A 19,239-nucleotide genomic window follows, 5' to 3' on the forward strand; every position below is an offset into this window, starting at 1 on the left:
AGAATACCGAGAAGGGCTACATGGTAATGCCGCAGATGATGGACAAGTGGTGAATCATGGGGTGGTTCAATCTAGTTCCATGGACGTGTTACGCCAAGTCGGTTTTTGGAAGTCGATGCATATCTCGACCAGTGAAACCGTTGGACACATTGGTGCTTTGGTTATTTTAATGGCACTGTCGGTGAGCGTGGGCGGATTGCTTGAACGTACGGAGGTAATGAGTTTCTTCCCGACTGATATTAGCAGTACGTTCTTGGTCATTACCCTGATTTTGGGGTTGATGGTCTTTGTTGGGATGATTATGGATCCGTTTGGCGCCGTGATCTTGATTTCTGCGACAGTTGCGCCTGTGGCCTATCAATATGGTATTCATCCTGTCCATTTTTGGATGATCACCTTGATTGGCTTTGAGTTGGGCTATGTGACACCACCTGTGGCCCTTAATCATCTTTTAGCAAGACAATCCATTGGTGATGCCGAGGTGAATGAGGCCGATGAGGAAGTGCGTCATTTGTCTTTCTATTATCGTTATGAACGTTGGATTTTACCCTTGATCGTGTTGTTCCCAGCGATGCTGATCATTGCTTATGTTCCATACTTCTTTAAGTTATTTGGCTGGTATCACTAAGTTGTGAACTTGAGTTAGACCATAAAAAAAGCATCTTCGGATGCTTTTTTTATGTTTTGGAGTTATTGGAGATACTTCTGAAGAAAATAGCTTCTTTCTAGGAATTACCCACTCAAATCGTCACTTATATCAAATCAAAGTACAACGATATTGCTAAGCATCCTATCTTAAAAAATCAGCCCGTACTTAGGCTCAATGATAAGAGCCAATCGACAAATAAAGTCCATCTAAAAGATATCCTTGGCATGAGCTAGGGGTTGTGATGTATAGCGGCTAGAGACTTTATTAGTGGAGGTAGTTCAAAAGAGATGATAAGTTGTGTAATGGCTTTGCGCTGATTGAATAGGTGGGTGAAGCAGCAGGGCAAAAAAAGACGTTAGCGTATCAGTCGATAGGCTAACGTCTTTAAAATAATAACCGTATTTTACTGAGCAGCCAATTGGGCTTCTAACAGTTTAATTTGTTCTTCTTTGAGCTTTACCAGTTCATCGGCATCTTTGTGCTGTGCTTGCAAGCTCTTTTCCTGTTCCTTCAACTGGCTTTGAATATCGTCCAGTTTCGCCACTTCTTCTTTGGCAAGTGAGGCATTTTCAGGTACAGGTGCTTTTAAAATATCTTCTTCGACCAATTTAATGGTGTTGTCAGCCATGGCGGTCGAAGCTGCTTTTTCAGCTTCTGGAAGCGCCTTCACGGTCGGTTGAATCAACTCCGCTTGGTGCACCGGTGTTGCAGACTCTTGTGCAGCAAACAACCACTGATAAAGTGCAAAAATCGCAATGATTGCGACTAAACCTACTGTAATACCCCAGAGTAATTTAGGGTTGTTGTGTTGTACGGACGACATTCGATTCAACCTTTATTCTTTGGATTGACGTGGTTTAAATTGAATGACCCCAACCTCGTCGGGGATAGCGGGGATTTGAGGCTCGTCTACATGAGTCGGACGATTCTCAGAATAACCACAGTCGATACATTCAATCCATTCATCGTCATTCGAGGTAAGCATAACAACGCGATCCATCGCCTGACATTTAGGACATTTCGCACCTGCAATGAAACGACGTTTAATAGTCATTAGACTTACCTTCTGAACAATTTAGGCGCCTAGTTTACTCACTTTTTTAGCGGTTCGTCCAACCTTGATGACGAAGTAAAGCATCTATTTTTGGCTCGCGCCCACGGAAATTGATAAATGCATCAAGCGCTGTATCTTTTCCGCCAACTGCTAGAATAAACTGACGAAATTCTTTTCCAGTGGCAGTATTAAAAATCCCTTCATTTTCGAAACGATCGAAGGCATCACTGGCCAAAACTTCCGCCCATTTATAAGAATAATAACCTGCTGCATAGCCGCCTGCGAAAATATGGCTGAAGCTATGCTGGAAGCGGTTATAAGGCGTGGTCTCTAAAACAGCATATTGTGCACGGATCTGGTTTAAGGTGGCTTGGATTTGATCCGCTTTCAAAGCAGGAGCTGCTTTATGAATGCTGAGGTCAAACAGGGCAAACTCAATTTGACGTAAACTTTGCATGCCAGATTGGAAGAAACGCGCGTCTAGCAAGGCTTTGAGTAGACTTTCTGGTAAGGTTTCTTGGGTCTCAATATGGGCACTGAGTAGGTCTAAGCTTTCAGTATCCCATGCCCAAAACTCCATGAATTGGCTTGGTAACTCTACCGCATCCCATGCCACGCCGTGTGTCCCCGCAACTGCAATATTGTCGACTTCTGTCAACATATGATGTAAACCATGTCCAAATTCATGGAACAAGGTGACCACTTCATCATGTGTCAGTAGTGCTGCTTGATCCCCCACAGGTGGCGTAAAGTTACACACCATATAGCAAATCGGTTTTTGTAGGCCGTGCGTTGTTTGGGTGCGAGAGCGGAAACCACTCATCCATGCGCCACCACGTTTGCCCTGACGCGCATAGAGGTCAAAGTAGAATCCACCGACCACTGCGCCTTGATCTTCTAGTTCAAAATAACGTGCATCTGAGTGCCAAACGGGGGCTTCACGCTCCACAATTTGAATCCCATAAAGACGATTCACAATGCTAAATAAGCCCTGCAAAATCTTGGGTGCAGGGAAGTAGGGCTTGAGAGCTTCTTGAGATAAATTGAACTGCTGGACTTTCAATTTTTCCGAATAATACGTGCTGTCCCACGGTTTTAAATCCTCAATGCCATCTTCAGCTGCAATAGCTTTCAGCTCCGCCACTTCTTTGAGCGCAGGGGCACGTGAATGTTCAGCTAAATCACGTAAGAACTGATCCACCGTTGCTACATTTGGCGCCATTTTGCTGGCCAATGAAAGCTCGGCGTAGTTATTGAAACCTAACAGTGCAGCCATTTCCTGACGCAGGCTTAAGATTTCTTCCATCGCCGCGGTGTTATCAAACTCAGTGTGTTCAGACTGATCAGATGCACGTGTGGTATAGGCACGATACAGTTCTTCGCGTAAAGGACGGTTTTCCGCGTAGGTCATAATTGCCAGATACGATGGGAAGTCTAAAGTGGCAACGGGTTGATCAAGTTCGTGCTGCTGACCATATTGTTTTAACAGCTCAATACTGCTTTGTGGTAAGCCTGCCAGTTCGTGTTCCGCTAAAGGTTTGAAATAGGCTTGTGTTGCATCCAGAACATGGTTGGAAAAGTCGGACGACAGTTGTGATAAACGTGCCGAAATTTCTGCGTAACGTTTTTTGGCTTCACCTTCTAAAGCCACACCCGATAGTTTGAAGTCGCGCAGTGCAAGTTTAATCGCACTTTGTTGGGCTTCGGGGAGGTGATCAAATTGCGCAGCATCATGAATGTGTTGATAGGTTTGATACAGCGCTGTGTGTTGACCTAACTCGGTATAGTATTCACTTAAGCTTGGTAATAGTGACTGGTACACCTCACGAGTTTCAGCATTGTTCATCACTGCATTGAGGTGGGACAGCACACCCCATGCTTCACTCATATTATTTTCTAAATGATCGACTTGTTCTAAGACCGCAAGCTGTGCCTGAATCGATTCAGGGACTTCGCTCAGGTCTTTTAAAAAACTTTGACCCTGTTGAATGGCTTGTTCGATCTGTTGTTGGAGTTGTACTAAGGTGATTTGATCAAACTGTGGAACAGGCAAGGTTGCTTTTTCTAATGTCATGCGTTTAAGCCAAATTAAAAGTTCAGTTATCACTAGATGTAAGGGTGATGCACTGGGAAATCAAGTTTTAATTGGTTTTGATGTTTTGCGCCGCTTGAAATTCAGCCCATGAAGGGTAGTGCTGATCAATGCGTGAGGGCTGATAAAGCACTTTGGCAAAGTTACGGGTCATACATTCAGTTGCTAAGATTTCACCGCTTTTATATTTTTCTTTGCGGTGTCGCCAAATTTCGTTTTGTCGGTAGTAGTCCGTCCCGATTTTTAGGAAGGCATGCTGTTGTTCAAACACGTGATAGACATAGCCTAAATCGACTGAGCAACGCAGTTCACCTTCTAGGCATTTCTCACTAAACCACAGCCGAATTTGAAAGCTATGCGGGGTGGGGTTGTAAAATTGATAATCAATATAGTTATAAAAAATTGCAGCGCCACTACCAAATGGAAGTACACGACCATGATCTGGAAAAGGGTCAAAGGAGTGCTGTGAACGCTGTACCACTTGCAATGGGCTATGCAAGACAAGCCAGTGAATGAGATTGGCAATTTGGCAAATACCGCCGCCAATACCACCGCGTGCTTGACCAAAGCTGAGTTCCATTCCCTCAACATAGCCTTTTTGAGTTGTTGGTTGTCCTACCAACTGACAAAAAGAAAAAGTCTGTTGTGGGTGGATTAAAATCCCAGAAATACACGGACTGGCAATTTTGAGATTGATGACTTTATTGTGTTGCCAGTGCTGATCGATGTCGCCTAATTTACGAAACAGAACGGACTGATGCTTTTTGACGCGAAAAGCCAAAGGAGCGTTAGAAAATGAATGTGCGTAGTCTTTCCCATCTGTTTTCCATTGCCAATAGCGCATCATACGTCGGCTACGCGTGGCCATGAAGTAAAGCAAGGGATGATATTGGCTGATGGGTTTGCTTAAAAATAAACGCAAAAAATTCATGTTGGCCCTATGAAAAAAGGTGCTAGGACACATTAAGCCCTAGCACCTTTTTCATCATTTACTCAGTTTTCGCTTTTGCGTTTGATTTTTTCTTTTTAAGTTTAGCCTTTTTCTTCACTTTATCTTTAACCTTTGTTTCAGACTTTGATGAAGATTTTTTACCAGGCTTTTTGCTGTAGGAGCTAGGTTGGGATTTATCTTTTTTGCGTCGTATGGGCTGGTCTCCGCTGTTACTGGGAGAGGCGTTTGTCGACTCGCTGAAGACTTCTTCTTTACTTTCGCTTCGTGCTGTTTTGGCTTTACCAACACGGGGTGCTCGACTACGTATGGGCCGACCACCATGTGAGAGTTGCTGCAATAATTCAAAATCAATTTTGCGATCTTCTAAATTCACTGCTGCAACTTTGATTTTCACTTCATCGCCCAAGCTAAAGCTTTGACCGCGTGCCTGCCCAATCAAGCTCTGACTTGGTTGGTCATAGACAAAGTAGTCATCGCCTAGTTGGCTGACATGGATCATGCCGTCAACATATAAGTCTTTGAGCGTGACAAATAGACCAAATTCCGCTACGGCAGAAATGGTGCCGACAAACTCTTCACCTAAATGTTGCTGCATATAATGACATTTCAACCATGTGGTGACAGAGCGAGACGCTTCATCTGCACGACGCTCAGTCGCTGAGAAATGTTGACCAGCATCATCCAAAGCAGCCCCTGAAAGAGGTGCAGGTTTATGTTTTAACTTGGCTTTAATCGCACGGTGTAACAACAAGTCTGGGTAGCGACGAATTGGGGAAGTGAAGTGCGTATAGGCTTCATATGCCAAACCAAAGTGACCTGCGTTATTCGCACCATAGTAGGCTTGCATCATTGAACGTAACAGCACGGCATGGATACTTGGAGCATCAATACGATCTTTGGTTGCATCAATCACGGCTTGGTAGTCTTTCTGAGTCGGCTGTTCTGGGAACGGTAGACCGAGCAGTTTGACAAAATCGCGTACTTTTTGAATACGTGAAAACTCAGGTGGTTCATGAATACGGTATAACATTGGCACATCATGTTGTAGCGCATATTCAGCCGCTGCCACGTTTGCCAATAACATACATTCTTCAATCAGTTTATGCGCATCATTACGCGTACGCGGTAAAATTTCCTTAATGCCGCCCAGTTCATCAAAGGTCATGTAGGTTTCAACGGTTTCAAATTCCATAGCATGACGTTCTGCACGTAAACCTTTGAGGACTTGATAAAGTTGGAACAGGGTGTTTAAGGATTTGCGTACATCACGGTCTTCAGGAATGGCACTGCTGTCACCTTCAAAGTATTGAGCAACGTTGGTATAGGTTAAACGTGCCTTTGAATGCATGACTGATGGATAGAACTCAAACTTGGTGACCCGACCAGCACGTGACAGGTTTAAATCACAGACCATACACAGACGGTCCACATGCGGATTGAGTGAACATAAGCCATTCGAAAGAGCTTCAGGCAACATCGGTAAAACAAAGTGCGGGAAATACACCGATGTACCCCGTTCTTGAGCTTCATCATCCAGTGGTTTGCCAGAACGGACATAGTGACTCACATCTGCAATCGCCACCACCACACGATAACCGCCACCTGGACGTTTTTCTGCATAGACCGCGTCATCGAAGTCGCGTGCATCTTCACCATCAATAGTGACTAAGGCTAAATCACGTAGGTCAATACGACCTTCACGGTCTTGCGCTGACGGCTCTTTAAAGCTCTCTGCTTCTTTTATGACTTCTTCTGGGAACTCATACGGCAAACCAAACTCTAAAATGGTTTGCGGAATAATAATTTCAGTGTCGGCCTTGTCTGCCATCGATTGCACAATATGACCTGTCGCCAACTCATCTTTGGTTGGGTAGTCATCAATTGCGACACGAACCGAATCGCCCACTTTGACTTGTGCGTGTTCGATTAACTCTTTTTCTAAAGTAATCGGTTGGTGCGCATTCGGATTTGCTGGCTGAATAAAGTATTCACCATCATGTATTGATACTTTACCAATGATTTGCTTCACACGATGTTGCACTACCTCGGTAATAAAGCCCCAAGCTTTACCTTTGCGGTCTACTGAGGTTTGACGCACTTTAACACGGTCACCATTAAATACTTGGCGTAGTTCACGTTCAGGCAGAAGTAAGTCTTCATGACCTGCAATATTGGCCGTGCCAAAGCCTTTACTATTGATGTAAACCGTTGCTTCATGTTCAGGTTGCTCTTCGGCAATTTGAAATTTGAAGCCATCTTTCATCAGTTGACCATCACGAACCATCGCAATTAAGCGATGGCTGAGCGCTTCAATGCTTTTTTGGTCTGCAATTTCAAAAATTTCGACCAAGTCCGCATGCGATAAAGCCGTCTTTTTTTCTTCGATGGTTTCTAAAATGAGCGTGCGGCTCGGAATAGGGTTGTCATAACGTTCAGCTTCAGCTTTTGCTTCAGGATCGACCCAATTTTTCATAATGTCTTTGGCTGTATGTCAGTAGATAGGATTAGCATAAGTCATGCGAAGACAGACTGCACGCAAATGATTGCAATATTGTGTTTTATGTCGGCAATTTAGAATATCTGCTGTTTTATTCAACATGCAGATCTAGATAAAAGAATAAATTTAGCTGAATCCGCCCTAAATTGTTTAAAAAGTATTTAATTGAACAGAAATATGCAAAAAATTGAGTGTCTGTGCTTGCAGTGCTAGCATGAAGTTTGTATTATGGCCGCACGTTACGGTGAGATGGGTGAGTGGCTGAAACCACATCCCTGCTAAGGATGCGTACGGGTAACTGTACCGAGGGTTCGAATCCCTCTCTCACCGCCAACTTTACTTATGTCGCGCTCATAGCTCAGCTGGATAGAGCACTTGGCTACGAACTAAGGGGTCGGGAGTTCGAATCTCTCTGAGCGCACCAATAAGTAAACTGTATGTAACGTATCGCCTGAATTGGCACACAAGTAATGCGCTCATAGCTCAGCTGGATAGAGCACTTGGCTACGAACTAAGGGGTCGGGAGTTCGAATCTCTCTGAGCGCACCAACTTGAACAATTAACCGCACATGTTGCGGTTTTTTTGTGTCCGTAAAAATGAAGTGTTTCGCTTGAGAAAGTGATTTATCAAGAAAGATTCGATATAAATAAAGCTCTACTCTTGCGTGATTCCCCAGCTATTTTCATATGCAACGATCAATATGTTGGTTTATGCAGCGTTTTATACCCACTATGCTTAATAACTGGGCAGTTGATCGGCTTTTATGAAAATAAGACTTAACAAAAAATAAGATTCACGTATAATTCACCCCATCAAGACGTCGCGCTCATAGCTCAGCTGGATAGAGCACTTGGCTACGAACTAAGGGGTCGGGAGTTCGAATCTCTCTGAGCGCACCAATTTGATAAATATTGAAAAAACCGCACATGTTGCGGTTTTTTTTGTGCCTGCACTTTCTGTTCAGTAGAAATCCATAGCAGGGATGGATTTTTTGCCGTAGTTATTCAGTTGTTTTTTGCATCTCAGTTTTATCATGCGGTTCTGATATCGGTATGGCCTCGGCTTGAGTGGATCGCCGCTAATCAACATCGATCTGCTAAAGTCCTAAAAAAATGACCGATTGTGTTGTAGTATTGAGCACAATATTTTTAGCTATTTGATATGACCCTATGTCAGAGAACAAGCCTGCATTATCGACACGTTATTTCCTTACTTTAGAAGAATCCCAAGATGGTTTTGCCTTAGCGACCTTTGGTAAAAAGCAAATGACGCGTTTTATTACACCGTTGATTAGTGTCGGGATTATTGTGTGGGGCTTTATGCTCGGCTTTTCAGGCGTCGGTCGCTACTATGTGGCATTGGGTATATTTTTCTTGGTTTTACAAATTCTCATGCGCTATTGGTTCCTGCCGATGATGTTTAAGCGCCAATTTGTGAAATATCAGTTTGGTAAAAGTGAGCAAGGCATCGATTTATACCAAGATTATGCGGAAATTTATGCCAATGGTCGCAAGCAAGTGGTCCATTATAATGAAGTGCAAAAGTTTGCCAGTGGCAAGTTGACCTATATGCTTGAGCTGAAAAACCGTACTGTGGTGATTGTGCCTAAGCGTGCGTTGGCCGATAGTGCGGATCAAGCAAAATTTGAAAATACTTTCAAAAAATAAACATTTTGCTCCATAACACCATCAACAAATCAGAGGAAGATCATGAGTACACGTCCATCTAAAATTGTCTGTGTCGGGCGTAGTTATGCAGACCATGCCAAAGAATTAGGCAATGCGATTCCTGATCGTCCGGTTTTATTTATTAAACCACCGAGCAGTTTGCTCAGTTTAGATGCGGGCATCTCTTGGAATTCTGCATGGGGCAGCTGCCACTATGAATGTGAACTGGTTTTACGCATTGACCATCGCCTAAGCAAAGCAGCCGATCCAGCTCAAGCCCTGCAAGCAGTGGGGGCTGTGACTTTAGGTTTGGACTTAACCTTGCGTGACTTGCAAGATGACTTGAAAACCAAAGGCCAGCCTTGGGAACGTGCCAAAGCCTTTGATGGTTCGTGTGTACTGGCAGACTGGGTTGCTGTTTCCGATGTGGTACAGGACTGGGATGATGTGCATTACAGTTTTCATGTCAATGATGAGCTGCGCCAAGCGGGCAACACTGCACACTTAATTTTTGACATTGGCACCTTGCTGGCCGACATTAGCCAAGTCTTCACTTTGGAAGCGGGCGATGTGGTCATGACAGGTACACCTGCTGGGGTGGCTGCACTACAGGCGGGTGAGCAGTTGAAAATGACCCTAAAAGGTAAAAACCAAGACTATTCGTGGAATACCTTTGTTAAAGCTTAATTTACAGGCTTTCAAATTCCATCATTCAAAAAGGTCACTTCGGTGATCTTATTTTAGCGCTGTTGATGACTATGGTACAGTTTGCGGAACTGATCGGGGGTATATACCATCCAGCGTTTAAACATATTAATAAAGGCCGATGCATTGGCATAGCCCAAATCCAGCGCGATACTTTCGACCTTTTTTCCTTCTGTCAGCATGCTCATGGCTTTCATGACTTTTAAACGCTGTCGCCATTCATTCAAGGACATGCCAAGTTCTTTTTGACTATAACGTGCGAGTGTGCGTTCAGTCATATTGTGCTGTACTGCCAGTTGTTGCAAAGAACTGTTGTCCGCAGGGTGCATATGTAAAAAATCTAAAATGCTTTTTAGGGTCGGGTGTTCAGAGTGCGGTAAATAGCTACTGACCAATTCTGCATGGTGTAATTGGTCAAGCAAGACATAGAGTAAGCGCATATGTTCAGGTGCATCATCTGACAGGCTATGTTGTCTCAAATGCTTAAATAGTGCCGAGACCAAAGGTGAGCTGAGCATAATACCCGCTTGCTGAGGTAGATGAGTGCATAAGCTTTCATGGATATACAAGGTGCCATGCGAAACATCGGTACGATTTAAGCTGCTATGGGCCACATTGGGTGGAAGCCAAATGCCATAAGGTGGCGGGGTAAGATAGTCAATCTGGTTGATATTCACTTCCATCACGCCATTAAAGGCATATACAAATTCCCCCCATGCATGTCCATGCACAGGATAAACCGACTGCGCGGGGTCTTCGCGAAAGCTGATCCACAATAATTTATCAATATGATCATTGGTTGGTAATTGTTTGAGTGGCGCGCTCTTTTTTTGTTGTCTTTGGGGCATGGCTGAAATTGCCTGAATAAGAAGATCTCTTGTCTGTTTTAAATTATATGTTTTATTTCAGACAAATCTATAGTGAGCTTTGATCTTTTTCAGTGGAGCAGGTCGTGAGTAGTCGTCAAGCGCTGGACAGTAAAGCTTCAGGGATTATGTTTGGGCTGTGTATTTTGTGGGGATTACAACAAGTGGTGTTAAAGCTTGCTGCCCCCGATATTTCTGCAGTGATGCAAATTGCACTTCGCTCAGGTCTCTCTGCGTTGATGGTTTACCCCATGATCAAGCTGGCAAAGGGCACATCTTTATGGGGTCGAGACTACTTACCCGCAGGAGTTTTAGTCGGGCTTTTATTTGCAGCTGAATTTTTTCTGGTCGCGCAAGCTTTACGTTTTACCTCCGCGGCGCATACCGTAGTTTTGCTGTATACCGCACCTATTTTTGTAGCATTGGGTCTGCACTGGAAATTACCCTCTGAACGTTTATCGCTCATTCAGTGGTTGGGCATTGCATGTGCATTTTTCGGGATCGTGATTGCATTTTTATTTCGCCCTACAGCTTCACAAGCGGCTGCGAGTTCGGCACTTTGGGGTGATGTTTTAGCACTCATAGCAGGGGTGTTGTGGGCAGCCACGACCATTGCAGTTCGGCTGACGAAACTAGCAGAGGCACCTGCGACCCAAACTTTATTTTATCAGCTGTTTATCGCATTTTTAGTGTTATTGCCTGTGGCTTTTTTTATGGGACAAGCGACGATACACTGGTCTGTATTATCCTTTACAAGTTTGCTTTTCCATACCGTTGTCGTGTCATTTGCCAGTTATCTGATTTGGTTTTGGCTGTTGAAAAAATATTTGGCGTCCCAGTTGGGTGTCTTTTCTTTTTTGACCCCAATCTTCGGGATGTGTTTTGGTGTGGTGTTACTCAATGAACAGTTGGAACTCAACTTTTTGGTAGGTACATGCTTTGTGTTGATGGGTGTGATGGTGGTGAGTTTGCATCACAAAATTAAGCAGTATATACAGGCATTTAAAATGGCTTTGCAGTAAATACTGAGTCGGCTTGAACCTGTCTTAAACTCAGGACGATTTGAGTTGGATGATAAAAAAACGTGTCTTGGACACGTTTTTTTATATGAAGTCTTAAGACTTATCATCAAAAATTGTAGACAGTGGAATGGCGAGTTTGGCCGCCAAGTAATCATCCGATTCTACTAACGCTGGGCCAATTTTTTGCATCCAGACATCATCAGGATGGACATTACCCAAATCTTTACGCTTTGGTAAAGGGTAAGGAAGTTTGCTGTAAAAACTCCAAAAATCGACTTGAGATAAATTACGTACTAGTACAAATTGGTTGTCATCGGTACGTTTGACTAAGTTTTGCTGTTCAAGCATAAACACGTAACTCGGCCAACGGCCCAATTCATCTCTTCCTAAAACATCTAAAGCTTCATCATCAGAGACACTGAGTCCTTGCTGTTGCTTTTTATAAAACAGCTCCAGCAAATCTAGTAGCATAATGACAGGGTGCCGTTTTTGCTCTTTATGGGAAGTAAATGCGGTCAGTGCATAACTAATTTCGACCCCGATCAGGACAATATTCCACGACAAAAAAATCCATAATAAGAAAATAGGAATCGCAGCAAAGGCACCATAAACGACTTCATAACTGGTGAAGTTTGACATGATAAAGCCGAACAAATTTTTCAGGAGTTCAAACACGACAGCACTAAATAAGCCTGCAATCAAAGCGGATTTAATTGGGACACTTCGGTTTGGAATAGTCCAATTCAGGATAAAAAATCCTAAAACCGTTAGACAGAAAGAAATCAACCACAGGACAAATGCGCCATTGAGTTCATAGCCTGCAAAATTATTGCTCAAAACATTGAGGGAAGCCATCGTCGACGAAATAACAAAGGCACTACCGAGTAGAATAGGGCCCAAAGAAATAATGGTCCAATAGCGCATAAAGCCAATAATGCCGCCGCGGGTTTCGCGGACTCGCCAAATACGGTTAAAGACTTTTTCAATGCTGGTTAGCATCATGACGGTAGTGACGAATAAAAATAAGATCCCAATAATGGTTAAATTACTGGATTTATCGGTAAACGCATTTAAGGCCTTATCAAAAGCAATCGTGGTTTTCGGTAAAAAATTACTATAGATCAGTTGTTGTAATTGCTGCCGTGCAGGTTCAAGCGCTTTAATTGAGGAAATGATCACCAAAAAAACGGTCAGCATCGGAACGACGGCAAACAGGGTGGTATAGGTTAGTGAACCTGCTTGTTCACGACATCGATCAGCCTCAAAGCGTCGCAGTACAAATAAAATGAACTGAAACCAAGTTTTCTCATAGAAAGGAAGTTTTCTTAAGTACTGTTCTAACATAGGCAAAGTATCTCTTTTGTTTTCTTCATCTTTTCTACATTTTTCACTCTAAGCTTAACCAAAAAATAGGAAAAATACCGTATAGTTTTATTTTTTCTGTCGTCGAACTCTATTCATGCAAACCTATGTTTTAGTTTTATATTACAGCAAATACGGCAGTACCCGTGAAATGGCGCATCTGATTGCAAATGGAATTGAAGCCAGTGGTGTTGCAGTTAAAATTCGAACGGTGCCGAATATTGCGGCTGTGGTGAAGGAAGCAGAGCCGAGTATTCCTGCAGAAGGCGATATTTATTGTAGTTTAGAGGACTTGGCAAACTGTGCAGGTTTGGCACTAGGCTCACCAACCCGTTTTGGTAACATGGCCTCTGAAATGAAATATTTCCTCGACCAGACCACCAGTCTATGGCTCAATGGAGCACTGCATGGCAAGCCGGCTTGTGTGTTTACCTCGTCAGGTTCAATGCATGGTGGCCAAGAAAGTACTTTATTGACCATGCTGCCACCGTTGTTTCATCATGGCATGATGATTTTAGGGTTGAACAATGCCATTCCCGCATTGTCACATACTAAAACAGGTGGAACACCGTATGGTGCGAGCCATGTCAGCGGGCCTCGACATGATCAAAGCTTAAGCCAAGATGAAAAAGTGCTGTGCGAAGCTCAAGGTAAGCGTCTTGGGGAAGTTGTGAAGAAACTACAAGCCTAGAACACTGAGACATGAAAAAAGCCCATCCATGATGGGCTTTTTATTATTGAGCTGGCGTCAGATGCTGTTCTTTGAACTTTGTACCGCACTTGAGACATTTATAGTCAAGAAATACATTTTTATCGACAATCACACCCGCTTTTTTACCAAAACGATGTCCTAAAAACCCGCCTGTTACACCAATACTGACTGCACCGACAAAAGTGCCAATGGTACCACCCATAATCACCCCAAGAGGTCCAGCCGCTGCACCGATCGCTGCACCAATAGAGGCCCCAGATGCTGCACCACCGACGGTACCAGCGGTAGCACCTGCCGAACTGAGCAATACGCCCCCAATTTTAGTCAGTTGTTGCTCGTGATTGCGTTTTTCAACCTCACTAAAGCCACATTTTGGGCAGAGAATTGTATTTTCCATAGTCTATTGGCCTATTCGGGTGACCAGTGATTGAAGCTGGCAGCCGTTTTACGGTGTGGATGACACGTTGCGCAGAACAACCGTGTTTTGCGCTTGAATTTGAAAGATCTAAACAACTAAATCTAGAGTAAATCTTAGTTGAACTTGCAGCAATAATATTTATTAAACTTGTAATTTTCTTAAGTACTTTATGCTGAATTTTTAAATATGGTTTAGTTGGCAAAGTGAATTCGGTTTCGTCCTGCTTGCTTGGCACAGTACAAGGCTTTATCTGCACGTTTAAAGACACGCATGGCTTCATCACCCAAGCAGGCAGGTAAAATAATCGCAAATTCCTCACCGCCAATACGAGCTAAAAAATCGCCCTCACGTAGGATATCTTTTATTTTTTTGGTCATCTTTTTCAGCACATGGTCACCTGCGGTATGCCCATAACAGCCATTCAGCTGTTTAAAGTGATCAATATCTAAGATGCCTATCGTAAATGGCACGCGAGTATGGCTGAAATGTTGCATGGTTTGATTGCTTTCTTGCACAAATTCACGACGGTTAAAGGTTCCTGTAAGCTCATCTGCGGACGCTAAGACCGCCATTTCTTGCACTTGTAAATGCAATTTAATGTTTAAAGCTAACCATGTGGCGAGGCTCTGTAAAAGAATCGCTTGTTGTAGGGTGTAGTGATACTTACGTTGATCTGCCACATTTAAGGTACCAATACACACGCCATTGTGAATCATGGGTGCATCCATACAGGTTCCCATGCCATGCTCAGAAAGCATTCTACAATCCAGCTCATCCGACTGAGCGAGGTCATCGCAAATGATTAGCTTTGCGCAGGCAAAAACTCGTCCGACAAAAGTCTGCCCAATCGGAATTTTAAAATCCATGGGAATCGCATGATTGCCTGAGATCGAATACAGCTTGAGATATTCTTCAGTATCTTGCAGGGTAATACTGGCCCGATATCTTGCAGGGTAATACTGGCCCGATCCGCATCAAACACGTGAGAAATCCAGTAAGCAATGGTATCTAAAACAGCTTGCAAGGAGTCTGCTTTACTCAAGTCGTGAATGAAGTCTACGGGCGAGTTGAATGGAGTGTACGCCATCAAAGACAGATAATTGGCTTGTGGTAAATGATCGTTGAGTTAATTGATTCTTGTTTATCATTCAAATCGGTATCTCTATAAAATAGTATCCAATTTGGTCTTTGTTTGTTTTGCTCTTAGAAAATGGACATTACCTTTTAGATTTGATCATGCTATATAAATCGCATTTCTCCAACTTCAATGTGTAATTAAATTGAAAATAACCTACTGTGACATTTACATGTGGATGACCCGCGGGTCATCTGAGTGACAAAAAAAGAGCATCTGAAGTGCTCTTTTTTGAAGTTAAACGCCGTGATTAGTCACGAACAAATTCAACAGTACCATTTGCCAAAGACTTTACGCGTGCCAAAGATTCAACGCGGTAGCCTTTTTCAAGCAAAATGTCACGACCAGGTTGGAATGATTTTTCAATCACAATACCGACACCAACAACTTCTGCTTTCGCTTGGTGAATTAAGTCAATCAGACCCAATGCCGCTTGACCATTGGCCAAGAAGTCATCAATCACGAGGGCTTTGTCTGCTGAGCTGATGTGCTTATTTGAAATTGCAATCGTGCTTTCGGTTTGTTTGGTAAACGAAAAGACTTTTGAGCGGTAAAGGTCATCTTTTAAGGTTAAAGATTGGTATTTACGCGCAAAAATAACGGGCACGCCCAGTTCTAAACCTGCCATGATTGCAGGTGCGATACCTGATGCTTCAATCGTGATGATTTTAGTGATGCCTGCATCTTTAAAACGAGCAGCAAATTCTTTACCGATTAATTGCATCATAACCGGATCAATTTGGTGGTTTAAGAAAGCATCAACTTTCAGAACTTCATCAGATAGAACGATACCTTCGCTTAAGATTTTCTGTTCTAGTGCGTACACGGGAGAATCCTCTAGGGGCAGGTGCTTTTTCAAGCAAAAGCGTATTTTAGGAAGCACCTGAAAAAATGCAAGTAAAATTCGTCAAAATGACTAATTGCTTGCACCTTTATAACCCGTTAATAGCAATCCATAGGATGTTTTCTTATCAACATGGCTGACTTTGACAGGAAGGTAGTCCAATTTAGGTGCTAACCAGAAAATGGTTTCGCGGCCAGGTTTGTCATGTTTCATGACCACTTTAATGGTATCAAAGGTGCCATAATCGGTTTTGATTGACTCAGAACCTTGCCTTACAAATTTACGTGCTTCCACTTCTTTGGCATCGGCCAAATAATAAGTCGATTTTAAACCGCCATTTTTGATGTCTTCACGAAGTTGTAATTCAGCATTCAGTTCATCCAGTACGCCGGCTTTCCAAGCGAAAGAACGCGCTTCTTTGTCTTTCTTGGTATTGATGGTTTTTGCCGCTGGATTGAAGTTAATACTCATGGTGTTGTTATGCACCAAAATTTTACTACTACGGCTAAAACTGCTGGACTGAATTTGCTTACCATTGAAACTAAAGCGACTGCTTTCGGTCGCAGAGGCGATACCACCAGCTTTGGCTGCAAAGACATAGTTCCAGTTGTTGCCCGATTTCGATAACGTACGTGTCGCTGAGCCCATGTTTTTGCCATTATAATTAAATTGATAACTGGCTTGGAATGGACTCATGGCAAAGGTTTGACTTGAGAAACCAACAAATAGCAAGGTGCTGACACCTGTTGCCATTGCGACTGTTTTCAACATTGATTTAGCCATAAGAAAAAGTTTCCTATTCAGTTGTAGGCACAAATTTTTTGCATAGAAATATTATGCACGTTGATTATGAAGAAAAAATTCGAAACATAGGGCAAACTGTAGTTTTATGTTTCTTTTACACAGCTTAAGTCACATTTTAGTCGTGGAGTACGAGGTTATTTTTGTCGAATTGGCGAGACCGTGCTTTCGTCTAGATTGGGTTCAATCAAGTCATCGATAGAGGTTTGCGAAAACTTATTGAACAATGCCGTTAAGTTGACATTACCGATCACCACCAATTCTGCTTCACGCAACACGGCATGATTGACATGGACTTTACCTAAGGTATCGATAATGGAACGGTTTTTCCCTAACCAGCGATTCAGATCCAAATGCAGCAGATCATCTTTGACTTTAATCACATTCAGTTTTTCTAAAATCATGCCTAAGGGGTCTTGGTTCAGGACTTTTTGATAAAAGAATAGGGCACAGCGCACACCCATTTTATGAAATACCGTTGGGTATTCAGCATCCAGCACACTGGTGTCACTGATTTGCTCAAATACGATCAACTGCGTTTTTTTATTTAACTCCATTTGTGCCAGTTTCAAATCTACCGAAAGCGTGAGTTTGAGCCCGTTATAATCGAGCGTGGCGTATAAACGTAACCAATCATCATGTAAGTCGGCATGCAAGTCTTTCAACATTCTCACGTTGTCGGTCACAAAACGCTGAAAAGTGGCATTTAAAAAGACTTGAGACATTGGAAACTCGCGCTCATCCTCAATAAATCCTTCCGCCTTTTGATAAACTTGGCGTAAACGATTTGAAATGTTGGAAATAAGCGTTTGCATAAGAGGCGTCCTAGCTAATCAACGTGTTTGAGCGATCAGATCTCTGGTCGAAATGTTTGAAAAATACTGCTCATGAACCTTGCAGTTTAGCAAAATTAATTGCACCATTTTCATGATTTTACGAAACAGTGAATCTAAAGGGCACAAGGTCTCATTCTACGCAATAAAATGAAGACTGTGTCTATTTTATACTGCGCGTATGCGCTTTGGGGAACAAGACAAATTGTCGGTTTGGTGTGATGCTTAGAAAAATAAATGTAATGCCTTTGGCTCATGATTGGTGGAAAGACCCAATTTTTACAGCGACCGTCGTACTGGCGGTATTTTTGCATCTCGTGATTTTGACTTTGCAATTTGCGATGCCTCAAGAAAATGATGCGGCAGTGAAAGAAATTGCCGTTACTTTGCGTCCTTCAGATAAAAAAATTGAAAATGCAGATTTTTTAGCGCAGGCCGATCAACAAGGTTCAGGGACCTTTCGTGAGTCACATCGCATGTCGAGTGACATGCCCGCACCGATGCTTGAGCAAAGTACAGGGGAACAGCAGCGCGAGACTTTAGAGCAGATCCAACAAAAACGTGAGCTGAATTTTGAAGAAAAACTGTTGATGACGACTTTAAGCTGGCAAAAACAAGCTGAGGATAATCAGCGCAAAAAAGCCATGGACGAAATGAACAGTCAGTTTCAAGCCAAAGCAGCAATGGTGGCCAGCCTTGAAGCGCAATATTTACAACGCCAACAAAACTTTAGCCGTCAGCAAAAAATTAAAACAGTCGATGGTATTCAAGCCAAGCAAGATATTTCGGCTGCCTATCTTGAAAAGTTCCGTCAGAAAGTCGAGTTTTATGGCAACCGTTACTACCCAGAAGCAGCTAAACAGCAGCGGCTGGCGGGTGAAGTGCGTTTAATGGTGATTCTAAATGCATCAGGAGGTATCCGCGCCATTCGCCTGATTGATAGTTCAGGCCATGAGATGCTCGATGAGGCTGCAAAAGCCTCGGTACGTAAAGCTGCACCATTTGGTGGATTTGATGCCAAAATGAAGGATATTTCTGAGTTACGCATTGTGCGTACATGGCGTTTTGACCCAGCAGAGGCGGAGTTTGAAGTGCACTGAGCTGTGCACTTTTAAGTATACTCTGATGATTTTGCTTACTTCGATTTATTGGGTTGCGCGGACATAGGCCCCGTCTTGACGTCCACCGATCCAAGTCACAGTTAAATGAGACTCTTCCACATCTAGGCGGCTAGGAAAGATTTCTAAATGCTTGCTATATTTCGGTAATGCTTTTAAACCAATGCAGTTGCCGTTTTTCCACCATATTCCTTCGGCATATTGGTCTAAAGAGCCGACAGCTAAGTACCATTTAAATTTACCGTTGGGCTCTAGTAAAAGTTCGGAACCGACCTCCATAACACCCTGCAAATAATAATGCCCAGCCCAGGCCTGAGCCGTGTCTTGAAATTTCACTTCTTGACAGGATGTTTGATTCTCATCATTGCTCTTGGCATAAAGTGGCGTGGTGCAAGATAGGGCGATAACGCAGAGTAGTTTTGAAATTGGTGTATGCATTTTTATCATCACTTCATCTCTTTTTTCATTTTGCATTATTTTTAGCATAAATAAACCCGACACATCGAGATGA

General features: G+C 43.0%; 18 protein-coding genes, 4 tRNA genes and 1 pseudogene. 10 read left to right on the plus strand and 13 right to left on the minus strand.

Annotated features, from left to right (window positions below; all coding sequences use genetic code 11):
- Positions 1 to 88: 88 nt before the first annotated feature.
- Positions 89 to 628 (plus strand): annotated as a pseudogene (locus tag AC4MC0_RS02055) (TRAP transporter large permease subunit); the annotation flags it as partial.
- 424 nt (positions 629 to 1,052) lie between these two features.
- Here AC4MC0_RS02055 and AC4MC0_RS02060 read toward each other — a convergent pair.
- From AC4MC0_RS02060 to rnr, 5 genes are read right to left on the minus strand one after another with little or no spacing between them, the layout of a single operon-like run.
- Positions 1,053 to 1,472, minus strand: a complete 420-nt coding sequence (locus AC4MC0_RS02060) for a hypothetical protein (RefSeq protein WP_278344967.1) — start codon at positions 1,470 to 1,472, stop codon at positions 1,053 to 1,055.
- Positions 1,473 to 1,484: 12 nt separating this feature from the next.
- Positions 1,485 to 1,697, minus strand: coding sequence for a YheV family putative zinc ribbon protein (locus AC4MC0_RS02065; protein WP_171054267.1), 213 nt, complete (start codon positions 1,695 to 1,697; stop codon positions 1,485 to 1,487).
- A 52-nt stretch (positions 1,698 to 1,749) separates the two neighbouring features.
- Positions 1,750 to 3,792 (minus strand): M3 family metallopeptidase, encoded by a 2,043-nt coding sequence (locus AC4MC0_RS02070; protein WP_335998452.1) that lies wholly within the window; start codon positions 3,790 to 3,792, stop codon positions 1,750 to 1,752.
- Positions 3,793 to 3,844: 52 nt separating this feature from the next.
- Positions 3,845 to 4,726, minus strand: a complete 882-nt coding sequence (locus AC4MC0_RS02075) for a VanW family protein (RefSeq protein ID WP_035326210.1) — start codon at positions 4,724 to 4,726, stop codon at positions 3,845 to 3,847.
- A gap of 58 nt (positions 4,727 to 4,784) precedes the next feature.
- Positions 4,785 to 7,223: a ribonuclease R gene (gene rnr, locus AC4MC0_RS02080; protein ID WP_212749323.1), complete on the minus strand. Its 2,439-nt coding sequence runs from the start codon at positions 7,221 to 7,223 to the stop codon at positions 4,785 to 4,787.
- 264 nt (positions 7,224 to 7,487) lie between these two features.
- Between rnr and AC4MC0_RS02085 the strand changes: the two genes are divergently transcribed.
- The 6 genes from AC4MC0_RS02085 to AC4MC0_RS02110 all read left to right on the plus strand — a co-directional run bounded on the left by AC4MC0_RS02085 (position 7,488) and on the right by AC4MC0_RS02110 (position 9,599).
- Positions 7,488 to 7,577, plus strand: a tRNA-Ser gene (locus AC4MC0_RS02085).
- Between the two features lie 14 nt (positions 7,578 to 7,591).
- Positions 7,592 to 7,668 (plus strand) — tRNA-Arg (locus tag AC4MC0_RS02090).
- 48 nt (positions 7,669 to 7,716) lie between these two features.
- Positions 7,717 to 7,793, plus strand: a tRNA-Arg gene (locus tag AC4MC0_RS02095).
- 274 nt (positions 7,794 to 8,067) lie between these two features.
- Positions 8,068 to 8,144, plus strand: a tRNA-Arg gene (locus tag AC4MC0_RS02100).
- 270 nt (positions 8,145 to 8,414) lie between these two features.
- On the plus strand, positions 8,415 to 8,912 hold the full coding sequence (locus AC4MC0_RS02105) for a YcxB family protein (protein ID WP_004691260.1): 498 nt from the start codon (positions 8,415 to 8,417) through the stop codon (positions 8,910 to 8,912).
- Positions 8,913 to 8,954: 42 nt separating this feature from the next.
- Positions 8,955 to 9,599, plus strand: a complete 645-nt coding sequence (locus AC4MC0_RS02110; protein WP_262471283.1) for a fumarylacetoacetate hydrolase family protein — start codon at positions 8,955 to 8,957, stop codon at positions 9,597 to 9,599.
- A 53-nt stretch (positions 9,600 to 9,652) separates the two neighbouring features.
- On the opposite strand, the gene AC4MC0_RS02115 is transcribed toward AC4MC0_RS02110, so the two are convergent.
- Positions 9,653 to 10,465: an AraC family transcriptional regulator gene (locus AC4MC0_RS02115; protein ID WP_262471282.1), complete on the minus strand. Its 813-nt coding sequence runs from the start codon at positions 10,463 to 10,465 to the stop codon at positions 9,653 to 9,655.
- Between the two features lie 104 nt (positions 10,466 to 10,569).
- Between AC4MC0_RS02115 and AC4MC0_RS02120 the strand changes: the two genes are divergently transcribed.
- Complete coding sequence (locus AC4MC0_RS02120; protein WP_262471281.1) at positions 10,570 to 11,505, plus strand: DMT family transporter; 936 nt, start codon at positions 10,570 to 10,572, stop codon at positions 11,503 to 11,505.
- A 93-nt stretch (positions 11,506 to 11,598) separates the two neighbouring features.
- Here the strand turns inward: AC4MC0_RS02120 and AC4MC0_RS02125 are convergent, their stop codons facing one another.
- On the minus strand, positions 11,599 to 12,849 hold the full coding sequence (locus tag AC4MC0_RS02125; protein WP_279732754.1) for a YihY family inner membrane protein: 1,251 nt from the start codon (positions 12,847 to 12,849) through the stop codon (positions 11,599 to 11,601).
- 115 nt (positions 12,850 to 12,964) lie between these two features.
- On the opposite strand from AC4MC0_RS02125, the gene wrbA reads away from it, so the two are divergent.
- Entirely contained in the window at positions 12,965 to 13,558 is a 594-nt protein-coding gene (wrbA, locus tag AC4MC0_RS02130; RefSeq protein ID WP_005401258.1) for an NAD(P)H:quinone oxidoreductase, read from the plus strand.
- Positions 13,559 to 13,601: 43 nt separating this feature from the next.
- On the opposite strand, the gene AC4MC0_RS02135 is transcribed toward wrbA, so the two are convergent.
- The 5 genes from AC4MC0_RS02135 to AC4MC0_RS02155 all read right to left on the minus strand — a co-directional run bounded on the left by AC4MC0_RS02135 (position 13,602) and on the right by AC4MC0_RS02155 (position 17,592).
- The gene (locus AC4MC0_RS02135; protein WP_005401257.1) at positions 13,602 to 13,976 is read right to left on the minus strand and encodes a hypothetical protein; all 375 of its coding nucleotides are present in this window, start codon (positions 13,974 to 13,976) and stop codon (positions 13,602 to 13,604) included.
- A 212-nt stretch (positions 13,977 to 14,188) separates the two neighbouring features.
- Positions 14,189 to 14,929, minus strand: coding sequence for a sensor domain-containing diguanylate cyclase (locus AC4MC0_RS02140; RefSeq protein ID WP_424904471.1), 741 nt, complete (start codon positions 14,927 to 14,929; stop codon positions 14,189 to 14,191).
- Between the two features lie 453 nt (positions 14,930 to 15,382).
- Positions 15,383 to 15,958 (minus strand): xanthine phosphoribosyltransferase, encoded by a 576-nt coding sequence (locus AC4MC0_RS02145; protein WP_004691243.1) that lies wholly within the window; start codon positions 15,956 to 15,958, stop codon positions 15,383 to 15,385.
- Between the two features lie 90 nt (positions 15,959 to 16,048).
- Positions 16,049 to 16,759 (minus strand): DUF3108 domain-containing protein, encoded by a 711-nt coding sequence (locus AC4MC0_RS02150; RefSeq protein WP_005401254.1) that lies wholly within the window; start codon positions 16,757 to 16,759, stop codon positions 16,049 to 16,051.
- Between the two features lie 155 nt (positions 16,760 to 16,914).
- Positions 16,915 to 17,592, minus strand: coding sequence for a hypothetical protein (locus AC4MC0_RS02155; RefSeq protein ID WP_004977854.1), 678 nt, complete (start codon positions 17,590 to 17,592; stop codon positions 16,915 to 16,917).
- A 260-nt stretch (positions 17,593 to 17,852) separates the two neighbouring features.
- Here AC4MC0_RS02155 and AC4MC0_RS02160 point away from each other — a divergent pair, with 260 nt between their 5' ends.
- Positions 17,853 to 18,710, plus strand: coding sequence for an energy transducer TonB (locus tag AC4MC0_RS02160; protein WP_004977853.1), 858 nt, complete (start codon positions 17,853 to 17,855; stop codon positions 18,708 to 18,710).
- Positions 18,711 to 18,755: 45 nt separating this feature from the next.
- Here the strand turns inward: AC4MC0_RS02160 and AC4MC0_RS02165 are convergent, their stop codons facing one another.
- Complete coding sequence (locus tag AC4MC0_RS02165; protein ID WP_262471284.1) at positions 18,756 to 19,166, minus strand: hypothetical protein; 411 nt, start codon at positions 19,164 to 19,166, stop codon at positions 18,756 to 18,758.
- Between the last annotated feature and the right edge of the window lie 73 nt (positions 19,167 to 19,239).

It is taken from the genome of Acinetobacter sp. CAU_H_S139_7 (genome assembly GCF_058599305.1).

What these genes read in the sequence shown, in the direction of transcription:
- AC4MC0_RS02060 (WP_278344967.1), bottom strand. Translation starts at nt 1,472, where the DNA reads ATGTCGTCCGTACAACACAACAACCCTAAATTACTCTGGGGTATTACA.
- AC4MC0_RS02115 (WP_262471282.1), bottom strand. Translation starts at nt 10,465, where the DNA reads ATGCCCCAAAGACAACAAAAAAAGAGCGCGCCACTCAAACAATTACCA.
- AC4MC0_RS02160 (WP_004977853.1), top strand. Translation starts at nt 17,853, where the DNA reads ATGCCTTTGGCTCATGATTGGTGGAAAGACCCAATTTTTACAGCGACC.
- AC4MC0_RS02075 (WP_035326210.1), bottom strand. Translation starts at nt 4,726, where the DNA reads ATGAATTTTTTGCGTTTATTTTTAAGCAAACCCATCAGCCAATATCAT.
- AC4MC0_RS02125 (WP_279732754.1), bottom strand. Translation starts at nt 12,849, where the DNA reads ATGTTAGAACAGTACTTAAGAAAACTTCCTTTCTATGAGAAAACTTGG.
- wrbA (WP_005401258.1), top strand. Translation starts at nt 12,965, where the DNA reads ATGCAAACCTATGTTTTAGTTTTATATTACAGCAAATACGGCAGTACC.
- AC4MC0_RS02110 (WP_262471283.1), top strand. Translation starts at nt 8,955, where the DNA reads ATGAGTACACGTCCATCTAAAATTGTCTGTGTCGGGCGTAGTTATGCA.
- AC4MC0_RS02135 (WP_005401257.1), bottom strand. Translation starts at nt 13,976, where the DNA reads ATGGAAAATACAATTCTCTGCCCAAAATGTGGCTTTAGTGAGGTTGAA.
- AC4MC0_RS02150 (WP_005401254.1), bottom strand. Translation starts at nt 16,759, where the DNA reads ATGGCTAAATCAATGTTGAAAACAGTCGCAATGGCAACAGGTGTCAGC.
- AC4MC0_RS02165 (WP_262471284.1), bottom strand. Translation starts at nt 19,166, where the DNA reads ATGCATACACCAATTTCAAAACTACTCTGCGTTATCGCCCTATCTTGC.
- AC4MC0_RS02155 (WP_004977854.1), bottom strand. Translation starts at nt 17,592, where the DNA reads ATGCAAACGCTTATTTCCAACATTTCAAATCGTTTACGCCAAGTTTAT.
- AC4MC0_RS02105 (WP_004691260.1), top strand. Translation starts at nt 8,415, where the DNA reads ATGTCAGAGAACAAGCCTGCATTATCGACACGTTATTTCCTTACTTTA.